Origin of the sequence: Brumimicrobium sp. (assembly GCA_023957385.1) — a bacterium.
Lineage (GTDB): Bacteria > Bacteroidota > Bacteroidia > Flavobacteriales_D > Crocinitomicaceae > Brumimicrobium.
On record JAMLGZ010000001.1, the window covers coordinates 2,525,154 to 2,540,336 of the forward strand.

Annotated in this window: 13 protein-coding genes; 6 read left to right on the forward strand and 7 right to left on the reverse strand. The window is 34.2% G+C overall.

Features of this window, described 5'->3' with window-relative positions; genetic code table 11:
* Positions 1-5: 5 nt before the first annotated feature.
* From M9897_11000 to M9897_11020, 5 genes are all read right to left on the reverse strand, one after another.
* Complete coding sequence (locus M9897_11000) at positions 6-608, reverse strand: hypothetical protein (GenBank protein ID MCO5269406.1); 603 nt, start codon at positions 606-608, stop codon at positions 6-8.
* Positions 609-1,031: 423 nt separating this feature from the next.
* Positions 1,032-1,724: a Crp/Fnr family transcriptional regulator gene (locus M9897_11005; GenBank protein ID MCO5269407.1), complete on the reverse strand. Its 693-nt coding sequence runs from the start codon at positions 1,722-1,724 to the stop codon at positions 1,032-1,034.
* 159 nt (positions 1,725-1,883) lie between these two features.
* Positions 1,884-3,401 carry a 2,3-bisphosphoglycerate-independent phosphoglycerate mutase gene (gene gpmI, locus M9897_11010; protein MCO5269408.1) on the reverse strand — a complete coding sequence of 506 codons (1,518 nt, stop codon included), beginning with the start codon at positions 3,399-3,401 and terminating at the stop codon, positions 1,884-1,886.
* Positions 3,391-4,287 (reverse strand): HAMP domain-containing histidine kinase, encoded by an 897-nt coding sequence (locus M9897_11015; GenBank protein ID MCO5269409.1) that lies wholly within the window; start codon positions 4,285-4,287, stop codon positions 3,391-3,393. Before M9897_11015 ends, gpmI begins: the two co-directional genes overlap by 11 nt.
* A gap of 55 nt (positions 4,288-4,342) precedes the next feature.
* Entirely contained in the window at positions 4,343-6,226 is a 1,884-nt protein-coding gene (locus M9897_11020) for an amidophosphoribosyltransferase (GenBank protein MCO5269410.1), read from the reverse strand.
* 293 nt (positions 6,227-6,519) lie between these two features.
* On the opposite strand from M9897_11020, the gene M9897_11025 reads away from it, so the two are divergent.
* From M9897_11025 to rplI, 5 genes are all read left to right on the forward strand, one after another.
* On the forward strand, positions 6,520-10,392 hold the full coding sequence (locus M9897_11025) for a gliding motility-associated C-terminal domain-containing protein (protein MCO5269411.1): 3,873 nt from the start codon (positions 6,520-6,522) through the stop codon (positions 10,390-10,392).
* Between the two features lie 3 nt (positions 10,393-10,395).
* Positions 10,396-10,968, forward strand: a complete 573-nt coding sequence (locus M9897_11030) for a pseudouridine synthase (GenBank protein MCO5269412.1) — start codon at positions 10,396-10,398, stop codon at positions 10,966-10,968.
* A 76-nt stretch (positions 10,969-11,044) separates the two neighbouring features.
* On the forward strand, positions 11,045-11,401 hold the full coding sequence (gene rpsF, locus M9897_11035; protein ID MCO5269413.1) for a 30S ribosomal protein S6: 357 nt from the start codon (positions 11,045-11,047) through the stop codon (positions 11,399-11,401).
* Positions 11,402-11,426: 25 nt separating this feature from the next.
* Positions 11,427-11,687 (forward strand): 30S ribosomal protein S18, encoded by a 261-nt coding sequence (gene rpsR, locus M9897_11040; protein ID MCO5269414.1) that lies wholly within the window; start codon positions 11,427-11,429, stop codon positions 11,685-11,687.
* Positions 11,688-11,718: 31 nt separating this feature from the next.
* Positions 11,719-12,165: a 50S ribosomal protein L9 gene (gene rplI, locus M9897_11045; GenBank protein MCO5269415.1), complete on the forward strand. Its 447-nt coding sequence runs from the start codon at positions 11,719-11,721 to the stop codon at positions 12,163-12,165.
* A 50-nt stretch (positions 12,166-12,215) separates the two neighbouring features.
* On the opposite strand, the gene xseB is transcribed toward rplI, so the two are convergent.
* Together xseB and xseA are read right to left on the reverse strand one after the other, a co-directional pair.
* Positions 12,216-12,419, reverse strand: coding sequence for an exodeoxyribonuclease VII small subunit (xseB, locus tag M9897_11050; protein MCO5269416.1), 204 nt, complete (start codon positions 12,417-12,419; stop codon positions 12,216-12,218).
* Positions 12,406-13,794, reverse strand: coding sequence for an exodeoxyribonuclease VII large subunit (xseA, locus tag M9897_11055; protein MCO5269417.1), 1,389 nt, complete (start codon positions 13,792-13,794; stop codon positions 12,406-12,408). The genes xseB and xseA overlap by 14 nt, the downstream gene beginning before the upstream one ends.
* Before the next feature lie 367 nt (positions 13,795-14,161).
* Between xseA and mnmH the strand changes: the two genes are divergently transcribed.
* Entirely contained in the window at positions 14,162-15,181 is a 1,020-nt protein-coding gene (gene mnmH / locus M9897_11060) for a tRNA 2-selenouridine(34) synthase MnmH (protein MCO5269418.1), read from the forward strand.
* Positions 15,182-15,183: the final 2 nt, after the last annotated feature.

The window sequence follows — 15,183 nt, forward strand, 5'->3', positions numbered from 1 at the left end:
GGCTTTTAGTTAGTAATAGTAATTTTAGGTAGTTTAAACCCAGCTACTGTATTAACTAATTCAAATTTGAAGGCCATATTAGCTGTATAAAATTTTTCAGCTTCGTCCCCATAAGCTCTATCAGAAACAGCAAAAAGCACAAGTGCTTTCACATTATCTTCGAGCATAATGCTTCGATACATATATACATTTCTCTCAGCTACTTTTTCTGAAGTTTCATTAAAAGAATCACTTACAATAATAAAATCCAAAATAAGATCTCCATTTTGTTCTAGTACTTCGTACTGAACTCTAGGATTACTCTCTTGTAGCTTTTTTAATTCTATTATTTTCCCTCCCATTCCATATTCAGGTGGATAGCCTCCCACCAAGACATCTAATGTAATCAAACGATCAAAGTGACTAAGTGATTCGCCTTTCTTTATATATTCCTGCTTATAATAATTCGCTCTTGGGTGAGATGAAAAAGCCAATTCATAAAGCGTATTGCTTAACAAGATAGGTTCTGAAAATCCGAAATAATTAATTGGAGTTTGTTCTTCCTGCGCATAGAACGTCAAAGTAAATAAGCCCAAAAATATCCAAGTAATAATCGTTTGTTTTTTCATTTTATCCGAGTTTAGCAATTCGAATATACACAAAAGAAACGTAAATTAACTTCGGAAAATAAAAAAGGCCTCATTGAAACAACAAGACCTCAGAATCTAGGGGTTAAGTAATTATTTACATATTTTAAAAATTCTATAGCGATTCCTTTTACATAAATAGAGTATGTATAGAAAGAAAAAGTTACAAGTAGTCAGATATTAAAAATCTAGAAGGATTCATCCTTAGAGCTCCAACTGTTCTAGTTTAAAATCCCCTAAATTAGGGATATAACATTCCACATCAATATTTTATATTTGTAACATAGAATGAAGATATAAAACATTTTCATAAGTAATAGTTTCATAAGAAAAGGCAGAGATAATCTGCCTTTTTTCTATACGGAGGATATTAGTAATCCTTATTTTTAATAACTTATATTTATTTTAATCTAACAAATTCATTTCATGAATTAAAATAGAGTTACGTTCAAGATGTATTAATCCTTCTTGTTTTAATTCGTTCAATATTGTAGTTACTTTTTGACGTGAAATACCAGTTATATCAGCAATTTCTTGATGTGTTAGGTTATGTTTAATCAGCATCTCATATCCAATAGGCTTTCCTATTTCATGAGCTAATTCTTTAATAAAATCAATGATTCTATCTCGTGATTTCTTCAACACAACAGAACCCAAACGCTGATCCAATTGCTTGTATTTAAACATCGCATTTAATACTAATTTATGTATGCCTTTTCTATCCTCTTTACAGATTCTTTCCATTACCTCATAAGGAAATGCATAGACAATTGTATCATTATCCATAGCTCTTACAGAATTAGTAAATTGGATATAGGTTTCAGGAGCAATAATCCCAAACTCGCCAAAAACATCTCCAGGTTGTAGAATATGCTTAATACTTTCTTTTCCTTCTTCTTGTTTACAAATCCTAACTCTTCCCGTCCGAACAATATATAAATGATTCATAAGGGTACCTTCTTTCACAATTAATTCATTTTTGTGAAATTTCTGTTCTTTCAAAGCGGCATGCATATCCATTTTATGGTCAACGGAAAGATCAGAAAATAAAGGTACGTTATTAAACACCCAACAGTGAATATTTTCAGAAATAATCATATAATCTCATTTAATTGTGTAACAATCCATTATCAAAAAAGAAACAAATCTTTTATAAATTGGTTCTAAAGATAAATAATTATTTTTATTTAGTCTAAATAAGGAGTGAAAATAATTACAATTTACTTTAATTAAAGACCAGACAAAAAAATGAAAAGATTATTTCACGAGGGACTTACCTGTCATCACAGTAGGTTGTTCAATCCCCATACGTGCTAAAATGGTAGGCGCCACATCAGCAAGAATTCCATTATTTAACTGAATATTCTCATTTGTAACTAGAACTACAGGAACCGGGTTCAAGGAATGTTGTGTATTAGGAGTTCCATCTGCATTAACGGCATAATCTGCATTTCCATGATCTGCAATAACAATCAGTTCATAGTTGTTAGACACTGCCGTCTCCACTACTCTACCCAAACACGAATCGACGGTTTCAACGGCTTTTACAATTGCATCATAAACACCGGTATGTCCTACCATATCAGGATTAGCAAAATTCAAACAAAAGAAATCGGGAGTATTTGTAATCAGTTCTTCCGTAATCTTATTTGTTACTTCGACAGCGCTCATCTCCGGCTGTAAATCGTATGTTGCCACCTTTGGTGAATTTACTAATATTCGTTTTTCTCCAGGAAATTCAACTTCATTTCCTCCTGAGAAGAAGAAAGTAACATGCGGATATTTCTCTGTTTCAGCAATTCTTACTTGAGTTTTTCCTGCTTCCGACACAACTTGTCCTAGGGTTTGATTCAAATTATCTTTTTCAAAAATCACATCAATTCCTTTGAACGTATCATCGTAACGCGTCATGGTCAATATATCCAATGGAATAGGTTGCATATTATATCCATCAATAGCATGTTGAGTTAAAACAGTGATAATTTCGCGAGGTCGATCTGTCCTAAAATTAAAGCAAATCACCAAATCTCCTTCTTCAATAAAAGAATCTGTTATATCACAATTTACCACAGATGGCTCAATAAATTCATCCGTAATTCCTTTACTATACCAATAATCAAAAACATCATCCACCGCTCGAAAACGTTCTCCTTCTTTTTTAGTCAAGAGGTTATATGCCTTCTGGATACGTTCCCAACGCTTATCTCTATCCATTGCATAGTATCTACCAATCACACTAGCAATTTGAATACGACTTCCCTCAATATGCTTTTGTAAATTCTGTAAAAACCCCTTTCCACTTTTAGGATCACAATCTCTCCCATCTGTAAATGCATGAATAAAGACACTACGTAAATCATATTCCTTAGCCATATCACACAAAGCATGCAAATGATTCTGGGCGCTATGAACACCTCCTTCCGAAACTAAACCAATGAAATGAACTTTCTGATCTCCTAATTTTGCGTTGGTAAAAGCTCGCTTTAAAACAGGGTTTTGAAAAAAATCACCTTCGCGAATAGATTTATTAATTCGGGTAAGTTCTTGATAAACGATTCTTCCTGCACCAATATTCATGTGTCCCACTTCTGAATTTCCCATTTGACCATCAGGTAATCCAACATTTTCTCCCGATGTTAATAATTGTGCATTTGGATATTTCGCAAGAAGTCCATCCATTACTGGAGTATTTGCATGATAAATCGCATCCGAATGGGAATGATCTCCAATTCCCCATCCATCCAAGATCAATAAACCTACTTTCTTATTTGTCATTTCGCAATGTTATTTTAAAATCTGCACCTTTTGGTATATTGTCTAAACAAACAATAGTTCCGCCATAATGTGCAATCATCTTTTTTACTATATACAAACCTAAACCCGTACCCTTTTGGTCACGAATCTCTTCGTTTCCAATACGTACAAATTTGTTGAAAATTTCTATTTTATATTCCTCAGGAATACCATTCCCATTATCCTTTACACCAAAAACAACGCATCCATCATCTTGTTTTAAATATACTTCAATTTCAGGTTCTTTTCCTACATATTTAAAGGAATTTTCTAATAAATTATGTAAAATAGTCTTTAAGATAAATACATCCATTTTGGCATAAATATCTGGTTCTATATTCATTTGGATAGCAACTCTCTTTCCTTGCCAAGCATCTACTATTCTATAAAATTCTTCGCTTAAATGAATACGCTCATCACTAAGATTTAATTCTTCTCCATCAATACGTGTAGCGATAAGAATATTCTCAATCATATCTTCTAACCGTTTATTCTCCTGTATGGCTTGTTGAATGATATCTATCTGTTGTTCGGTTGATAATTCTTTTCGTTTTAGTAGAGTCTGTAATAAAAGTTTAACAGATGCTAATGGAGTCTTTAACTCATGTGTTACAGAGAGTAAAAAGTTATTTTGCTGCTTGGAAATTTTAATTTCTTTCTGAATAGCACTACGAATTCGGAACAAACCTAAAAGAAGAATAAGGAAGAATACAATTCCCTCCCCCACTATCATCAAAATCCTTTTCTCTACAATATCGGGAGTTTCAGCTAAAGACGATAATTCATACAGATAAAATGCCCACCAAGAGAACTGAAGAATTATATAAATACTCAGTACATAAAATAAAATTACTGTTTGCCTTTTCACTATAAGCTAAATTTACGCTACCTTATCTTAATTTCCAAAAATTAGAAACAAGGGATTAACCCTCAATGTAATTTAAGAATGCTTTATTGACCATTTTATTTCCTCCATGAGTTGGGTAATCTCCTGAAAAATACCAATCGCCATTATTATTTGGACAAGACTTATGCAATCCTTCTATAGTTTGATAAACAAGTTTTAGTTCAGCTTTCATTCCAACAGGAGTCAACATTTGAGCTATTTTTACTGAAATTTCTTTATCCGTAAAAGGAGCATAAATTTCTTTTACATAATTCTTAATTTGCTCTTTAGGATAGGATTCTTGCTCCTTACACTTTTTATAAACCTCATCTATAATGAATCCACGACCAGTTTCTTTCAACAACTCAATAGCAGCTTCAAAAGCAATAAATTCAGTCATTTTTACCATATCAATTCCATAACAATCCGGATATCTAACCTGAGGAGCAGAAGAAACCACAACAATGCTTTTGGGTTCTAATCTATCCAACATTCGTAAGATACTTTGCTTTAAGGTTGTACCACGAACAATAGAGTCATCAATTACAACTAAATTGTCTTTCTGAGGATTAACAGTGCCGTAGGTAACATCATACACATGAGCCACCATATCATCGCGATCACTTTTTTGTGTAATAAACGTTCTCAATTTCACATCCTTTATAGCTATTTTTTCAAATTTTGCTCTTCTATCTAAAATTTCAGAAAGATTTTTCTCATTTAACTTGCTACCTAAGGCTAGGATATCTGCTTTTTTCTTTTCATTTACATAATCTTCTAATCCTTTCATCATACCATAGAAAGACATTTCTGCCGTGTTTGGGATAAAAGAGAAAACTGTATTATCCAAATCCCCCTCAACACTTTCAATAATATGTGGCACTAGAAGTTGACCTAGCATTTTCCTTTCTTGATAGATATCGTTATCATTTCCTCTAGAGAAATAAATACGTTCAAAGGAACAAGCAGCACGTTGTTTTGGCTCACTAATCTTAACCTCACTTATTTGTCCATTTTTCTTAATAATTAAGGCATATCCTGGGGTTAATTCTTTAATCTTATCTTTCCTTAAATTGAATGCTGTTTGTATTACTGGTCGTTCAGATGTAACCACACACACCTCATCATCTTCATACCAAAAAGCGGGTCTAATACCATTTGGATCTCGTAAAACAAAAGCATCTCCATGTCCTAATAAACCAGCCATAGTATAACCTCCATCCCAATCTGAAGACGCTTTTTGTAGAATTGATTGTAAATTGAGACTTTCTCCTATTTTAGCAGAAATCTCTTTATTATTATATCCTTGCTTTTTATATAGTCGGAATAATTCTTCATTTTCAACATCAAGGTAATGTCCGATTTTTTCGAGTACAGTAACAGCATCTGATTTTTCTTTCGGATGTTGACCTAGACTTAACAAAACATCAAACAACTCATCAACATTCGTCAGATTAAAGTTTCCAGCGATAACCAAGTTACGAGTCATCCAGTTATTTTGGCGTAAAAAGGGATGACAACTTTCAATGTTTTGGGTTCCAGAGGCACCATATCTCAAGTGTCCCAGAAAAAGTTCTCCTGTAAATCCAGCATTCTTTTTCAAATAATTCACATCTCTCAGCTTACTCGGATCTTGTTCTTGGATTTCTTCAAATCGCTGGTTGATTTTACTAAAAATCTCTTGAATAGGTTTACCGCTGATAGAGCGACTTCTAGAAATATAGCGTTCTCCTGGTGTAACATCAAATTTAATATTTGCCAAACCTGCACCGTCTTGCCCACGATTGTGTTGTTTTTCCATCAACAAATACATCTTAGCTAAACCATAAAATGCTGTGTTGTATTTGTCTAAATAATATTCTAAAGGTTTTTTTAATCGGAGGAGTGCAATCCCACACTCGTGCTTTATTGAGTCGCTCATTGAATTGATGTTTTTGCTTATGCAAAAATAACAGCTATTTTTTTAGTATGTCATGAAATTTAATATTAAATTACAATTTATTTGTTGTGTATTTAAGATAACAATCTCTATATATTAAAAAAATAATTGATTTTATCATTTTTCATAACTTACACACTTCAAACTAAAAAATGAGTTTCCCTACTCATAAAGCAACTTTTCAATTGAAAATCAGTTATACACATGAGATAACTTTTAAGTAAGTTTAACGTATAATTTTATTATTTAATTCTGAAGTGTCATATATTTGATTAATGAATAGATACCTAAGTATATTATTTTTGTTTATTCTTTCTATATCTACTGCTATTACTCAGGAGAATGATGTTTGGTTTCAACCAAACAGAGGACAATGGGATAGTCAAATTCTATATAGAGTATCTTTAAATCAAGGAGATTTCTTTATTGAAAAAGATAAATTCACTTTTGCATTAAACAATCTAGGTGAAATCTACCATCATGCGCATGAAAACAATGAAGATATAGATCTAATTTCCCACCATACAGTGTTCGCACATTTTAAGAATTCCTCATGGGAGGGAGAGGTGATAGAATCAGATTCTTCTACTTTCTATAACAATTATATCTTGGGAAATGACCAGAATCAATGGAAATCAAAATTATATTCCTACCACAAGCTAAAATTTTTAAATTATTACCCTGGCATTCATCTCATTTTAGAAACAACTCCTTTAGCTATCAAATATTCTTTTGAAGTAGAACCGGGTGTTGACCCTTCTATCATACAAATATTTTATGAAGGAATGGATAAGCTATCACTGAGTCAAAATGAATTATCTATTCTAACACGGTTTGGTGCTATTAAAGAGTATGGTTTGAAAGCATGGTCGGATTCTGAAAATTCAATTCCTATTAAATACGCACTTCAAGCAAATACTATCTCATTTTTATTTCCAAATGGATATAATCAGACGGAAACATTAATCATTGACCCCTACCTTACTTTTTCAACCTTTACAGGTGCCACTTCAGACAATTGGGGTTTCACTGCAACTCCAGACAATCAAGGGAATTTATACGCAGGTGGAATTGTCTTTGGCCCCGGATATCCTACTTCCCCTGGAGCATACGACAATAGCTACAACAGTGGATATGGTAACTATAAAATTGATATTGGAATTTCCAAATTTTCTAGTGATGGCACCCAATTAATGTACTCTACATTCCTAGGAGGAAATGGAAATGAAACTCCAAACTCTATTATAACCAACGACCAAAATGAATTGTATATTCTGGGTGTTTCCACATCTACCAATTTCCCTACCTCTCCAGGGGCATACCAAACAATCAACAATGGAGGAACCGTAACTACTCAAATAGCTATTAAATTTGATGGAACTGACATTATTGTATCTAAATTAAGCGCAGACGGTACCACCCTATTAGCAAGCACCTATCTAGGAGGAACTAGTAATGACGGATTAAATATCAGTAATTTAAATTATAATTATGGGGACGTTTTTCGAGGTGATATAACTATTGATCAAGATGGGAATATTGTGATTGCAAGCTCTACACTATCAAGTGACTTTCCTATTGTTAATGGCTCTAATACCATTTTGGGAGGGAATCAAGATGCTGTTGTCGCAAAACTAAACCCAAACCTAACATCACTGATTTGGTCAACTTACCTAGGAGGTTCTGGAGATGATGCTGGGTTTTCAATTCAAGTAAATTCTTCCAACAATCTACTAGTGACTGGTGGTACAAAATCTACTAATCTCCCATTCTCAGGAGGTTATCTTCCGACTTACCAAGGAGGAACTTCTGATGGATACGTAGCTGAATTAGATGGGAATACCAATTCCATTATCAGAGGAACATATATTGGAACAAGTAGTTATGACCAATCATTTTTTGTGCAATTAGACAATGCTGATAGAGTATATGTTTTTGGTCAGTCCTTAGGAAACATTCCCGTTAGCTCAGGTGTTTATAGCAAACCAAATTCGGGTCAGTTCATTCAACAATACGCTGCTGATTTAACGACATTAAATTGGTCCACCCGTGTTGGCGGAGGGAATGGAGTAGTTGAAATTTCTCCTACCGCTTTTTTAGTAACCAATTGCAATGAAATTTATTATACCGGGTGGGGAGGCTCTGTAAACTCAAGTAATTCCCAAGCTGTTGGTAGTACCACTTTTGGTTTTCCAACCACATCAGATGCCTACCAAAGCAATACCAACGGTAGTAATTTTTACATTGGGGTATTAACAGCTGATGCAACTGCTTTAAGCTATGGAACTTTTATGGGAGGAATGAACAGTAGTTATAATCACGTAGATGGAGGTACGAGTCGTTTTGACAAACATGGTCGTATTTATCATGCTGTATGTGGTGCATGCGCAGGAAATCCAAATGGTTTTACAACCACTCCTGGTGCATATTCAACTACCAATAACAGCTCAAACTGCAATATGGCTGCTTGGAAATTTGATTTGTACGCAATTAATTCTGCACTGTCTGTTCCGAATGCTTTAATATGCTTGCCAGATTCTGTACATTTTACAAATACTTCACAGAATGGAGATACATATCATTGGGATTTTGGTGATGGGCATACTAGTACTCAATACGCACCTAACCATTTCTATCCCAATACTGGCACATATGAAGTTGAATTAATTGTAAGTGATAGCCAAGGCTGTTTTGAACCCGACACTAGTGTAATAACTATTTATATAGGTGATTTTCATGGAGGAATCACACAACCTGCCACAAAAGTTTGTCCAGGAACTCCTTTCCAATTAGAAGCTTCAGGAGGAAGTACATACAGCTGGACTCCTGCACAGTATTTGGATGACCCAACAAGTCCCACTCCTTTAGCCACCATTGATGTAACAACTGAATTTACTGTTGTTGTCTCTGATTCTTGTGGAGTCGATACTTTAAAAGTAACTTTAGAAACATATACCCCTACAGCTGATGCTATTGATGATCAAACTATGTGTAAAGGAGATGTGATAACACTTTGGGCAGATGGAGGAGGAACTTATACTTGGACAACAAATGACATGTCTTCCATATTAAGTAATACGACAACATCTACTATTTCAATTTCTCCAACCGTAACTAGTGATTATACTGCAACTATCATCACCCCGGATGGATGTGAATTAAAAAAATACATTCATGTAACAGTATTCCAAGACAAACCTCATCCGGAACTATTAGATTCCCTAGTTATATGCAAAGGAGATAGTAAAACTGTAACAGCTACTGGCGGAGACTCTATTACATGGTATCCAAATACAGAAATCATGGCTACATCTGACACAAGTGTAGTTATTTTTGCTAGTTCAAGTAGATGGTATTATGTCGATTTTTCTAACCCATGTGGAACTGTAACGGACAGTATTTACGTGGAAGTAAAGCAAGTATTCCCAGCCATTTGTCCAGATACTACTGTTTGTCCGGGAGATCCCATTGTTTTATGGGCGACAGGTGGTATAAGTTATGTATGGACTCCAGATGATTATTTAGCTCATCCACATGATTCAATAACTACAGGTTACTCTATGCACCCAGATACCTATTACGTTCAAGTTACCGATGAAAATGGATGTTCAGAAATTGCACAAACTAAGGTTTTTCATTATCCTGAGCCAAAGGTTTATGTAGGTTCAGATTATATAGGTTTTGCAGGCGATGAAGTGCCTCTTTCAGCACAAGGCAATAGTATGGGTAGTTATATGTGGTCTCCAACTGAATATTTATCCTGCGTCAATTGTCAAGATCCTATAGCAACTCCGCCTAGCTCCATGACATACGTAGTGACATTTATAGATGAAAATGGTTGTAAAGCTAAAAACCAAGTCAAAATTGAATATAAAGCTATAATTTATGTTCCAAACACCTTTACTCCAGATGGAAATGGATTTAACGATAAATTCTTTGTAGTTGGAGGAAATGTAAAAGATTTTCATTTAACAATATTCAACCGTTGGGGCGAGTTGATATTTGAAACCAATAATATGAATTCATATTGGGATGGAACTTATAACGGTCAGAAATGCAAAGACGGAACGTATGTTTGGAAAATCACCTATACAGGGATTGATAATTTCAAAGAAGAATTAGTTGGCCACATTAATTTATTGAGGTAATTCATGTCTTTCCATTATTATGCCATCTACAAACCTTATGACATGCTTTCCCAATTCACAGGAGAAGATGGAGTAAGTGCCTTAGGAGACCTATACCACTTCCCTAAAGATGTGTACCCGATTGGACGTTTAGATAAAGATAGTGAGGGACTTTTACTTTTAACAAATGATAATGTCTTCAAAAATAAAGTTCTTGATCCAACGAATAAGCTAGCCAAAACATATTGGGCACAGGTGGATAATGACATTACAGAAGAAGCTTGTAGAAAATTAGAATCAGGAACTATCAGTATTAAGCATAACAAAAAGAAACATATAGTAGCACCTGCTCTGTGCAAGAAAATAGAAAATCCAGAGCTACCTGAGCGGAGTGTACCCATACGTTTTCGAAAGGATATACCAACAAGCTGGATTGCACTCACTATTCATGAAGGGAAAAATAGACAAGTTCGAAAGATGACTGCTGCTGTTGGCTTCCCCACCTTAAGATTAGTTCGCACAGCAATAGGGAAGTTACATCTGAACCAGATGAAACCCGGCGAAGTGATAAAAATCCATCCAAAAGATGTAATTTAGAGAAAAAAAACACCTAAGCCCATTGATTTATAATATAATTATCTATCTTTGCACTCCAATTTATAAAAATAAATATATGACTAGTTACGAGACTGTTTTCATTTTAACTCCCGTTTTGTCTGAAGATCAGGCAAAGGAAGCAGTAAAAAAGTACGAAGGAGAAATTAAATCCTTCAAAGGAAAAATCAAACATTCTGAAGCATGGGGTTTGAAAAAATTAGCTTACTCTATTCAGAAAAAAACTACTGGATTCTATTTTCTAATTGAATTCGAAGGAGAAGGTGATATCATTGCTAATCTAGAATTATCTCTAAAAAGAGATGAAAGAGTATTGCGCTTCTTAACCGTGAAAATGGACAAGCACCACACTGAATGGGCTGAGAAGAGAAGAGCTAGAATGGGTAACGCTTCAACTAAAGAAGTAGAAGCTTAATTATTAACTACAAAAATTTTAGAACATGGCACAAGATGTAAGATATCTATCACCAGTAAACATTGATATAGTAAAAAATAAATATTGTCGTTTTAAGAAAAGCGGAATCAAATTCGTAGATTATAAGGATGCTGATTTCTTATTAAAACTTTTAAACGAACAAGGTAAAATTTTGCCTAGAAGAATCACTGGTACTTCTGCAAAATTCCAAAAGAAAGTAAACAAAGCTGTTAAACGTGCTCGTCACTTAGCTATTTTACCATACGTTGGAGACCAATTAAGATAAACCTATTTATTAACACATTAATAAGAAGAAAATGGAAATCATATTAAAGAAAAATGTAGATAAACTAGGTTATAGAGACGAAATCGTAGTAGTAAAACCTGGTTATGCTAATAACTTCTTAATCCCTCAGGGTTACGGAATAATAGCTACCCCTTCTGCAAAAAAAGCACATAGCGAAACTTTAAAGCAACGTGCACATAAAGAAGAGAAAGTAAAAGAAGAAGCTCAAGAATTAGCTGCTAAATTTGAAGGAATAGAAATCAAAGTTGGTGCTAAAGTTGGTGAGAAAGGTCATATCTTTGGATCTGTTAATACTATCCAATTATCTGAAACTTTAAAAGCTGCTGGAATTGATGTAGATAGAAAATCTATCAAAATCATTAATGAACCTATTAAAGAAGTAGGTACTTATACAGCTGTTGCAAACTTACACAAAGAAGTTTCTGTAGAATTTAATTTTGAAGTAGTAGGAGAATAAGTTATTCTCACAAAATACTCAAGCCGTTATTCAGTGAATAGCGGCTTTTTTTATTCCTCATCCGGAGAAATAATGCGCTTAATATCCTCTTCTGTTTTATCAAGCTTCTTACGACATAAGTCAACTAATTCTTTTGCCTCCGTTACCGTCTCCGAAAGCTTATCTATTTTAATCTCTTTATTTTCTAATGCTGAAACGATTTCTTTTAAACGTTGCAACGCTTTCTCATAAGAGGTTTCTTCAATTATTCCCATGATCTAATTCTGTTTTTGATATTATTTTACTTACTAATAATGAATTGGAAGCTAATGTTCTCATCTCATCCCCTATCTGTACATCTACATCCCTCACATCTTGATCTCCAATTGTTGAGATAGTAAAGCCAGCAGATAAAATTTTTAATGGATTCAACAGCGCCAACAACTCTTCTTGATTACTCAGATTTATTCTTTCTCTTTCCAGCTGATTCAAACTTAAATTAAATATACGTTCTTGTTGCAACTCTAATCCACTTACTTCTCGATGCAACAAACGCTGAAGCTCTGTTGTTAAGTCATGACTAAGGTCCATTAAATCAGATTTCTCACTATATACATATTCTCTTGATTTTTCTGAAATCTCAAAGCCAAATTCTCTAAAAGTCTGCTTCCAATATTGGATGAGTTCTCTTACATAATGAGTCAGATAATTGTTATAATGTAAGAATTCTTCTCTCGCTCCCCCTAAGTCTTGTAGAGAAAGTTGTATAGTCTTATCATATAATTCACGCATTATTTTTTGGAACGATTGAACTCCATACTGAATAAATTGGCCAACCGCTGTGGGCGTTATAAAGTGTTGCCTTGCCACTAAGTCCGATACAACCTCATCGGTTTCGTGACCTATCCCTGTAAGTACAGGCAAACGAGATAAACAAATTTCCTTCGCTATCCGATAATCATCAAACAAAGCTAAATCCATTTTACTCCCTCCTCCTCTCAAAATTGCGATCACATCCACGTCATAACAATTAGCTTCTTTGATTGCATCTACAATTCCAGGTATAGCAGTTTCCCCTTGAACACTCACCGGGAATATCTTAACCTTAAATTTATTAAAGTCATAATTGACAAATAATTCGTTTTGGAAGTCACGAAATCCAGATGTTTCTGGAGAACCTATCAAAGCAATACGCTTAATGATAGTAGGCAAACGGATATCTTGCTGATTTAAAAAAATGCCTTCATTTTGAAGTTTTTTAATCACTTCCTGTCGCTTCCTTTCAATCTCCCCATAAGAATATGATGGATCAATGGCACGAATATTAATCTTTAGTCCATAAATCGAATGATATTCCAACTTAACATTCAACAAAGCCTTATTTCCAGGTTGCAAAATGCCTAGTACTTCTTTTAAACCTATTTTTTCAACAACAGAAGCATAAGTTGTGGCCCAAATAACGGCAGAACTAATTGCTGTTGTTTTATCATTCATACTGTCTGCTAACTCCAAATAAAAATGCCCACTTTTCTGATTTACTTTTACAATCTCAGCAGTAATCCAATAATCCTGAGATCCAAAATGCTTCATCACATGCCTTTCAAAGGCTTGATTCAATTGGGTTAATGTATATATTTTTCGTTCAGACAAGAATAGTATATTTAATTTCTAAGTTAATCATTTTTCACAAGAAACACTCAAAATATTTTCTATTTTTGCTTGAAAATATGGCAACAGATACCCTTATATACTCCTTTGCATTTGCGCTTATATTGGGCAGTCTAAATAGCTGGTACTGGTACACCAAAGGTTATCGCGGTGGCAAACTTTTCTTTCTCGGTACAATTGCATTTTGGGGAATTATCATGCTTGTTATGAAGTTATTTTAGTACCCAAAAGCAAGAAAGACATTCTAAAATTAGCATCATTTCGTCTTCCAACAGTTACTTTATCTTAGTTTTTTCTTCATCTCCTTTCAATATTCTTCCTTTCTCCGTATTTTTGCAAGCAATTAATTATGGTAAAGGAACTCGATATTGAAGCATTTCTACAGTTGAATCAGGGCTATGTTCTGTTAGATACACGTACTCCGGCCGAATATGAAAAGGCTCATGTTCCCGGTGCTAAGAATTTACCTTTACTGGATAATGAGGAGCGTGCAATCATCGGGACCACCTATAAGCAAAAAGGTCGTGAAGAAGCTATCTTACAAGGATTCGAGCTTACGGGAAGCAAATGGCGTAATTTCATTGAGAAAGCACTTGAATTAGCACCCGATAAAAAGATTGCGGTGTATTGCTGGCGAGGTGGAATGAGAAGTGGAATCATGTCATGGATCCTAGATTTATACGGATTCAAAACAATTAAGATTACAGGAGGCTACAAAAGTTACCGCAATTGGGTTTTACAACAATTTGAAAAAGAATATCCAATCATTGTGCTAGGCGGAATGACAGGTTCACACAAAACTGAAATTCTTACCGAATTAAAAAAGCAGGGCGAACAGACAATAGACTTGGAGGAATTAGCACAACACTTAGGTTCTTCTTATGGAACATTGAATAAACTCGTACAACCTTCACAAGAACAATTTGAAAATTTGCTAGCGAAAGAACTTTTTCAACTTGATTTAAACAGACACATTTGGATGGAGGATGAAAGTCGAAATATCGGAAAACGCACACTTCCCGAACATATCTTTGAACAGATTAGAGCACATCAATTGATTCTGCTTGATATTGAAAAAGAAAAACGCATTGATTTTCTAGTAGAGGAATATGGTTCTTTAGATAAAGAATTTCTTATCGAAGCCACCGAAAGAATTAGCAAACGCTTAGGGCCACAACATGCTAAAAATGCAATCGAAACTATTAGAAGTAACGATATGCGACAATTTATTGAGATTGTTCTAACCTATTATGATAAAACATACACCCGAGGATTATCCAAGAGAAATAGTGAAATGATAAAAAAAGTAACTATTTGCTTTGAAAATCCGCATCAATGCGCAGAAGAAATTCTCCTAAAAATAAAATAAGA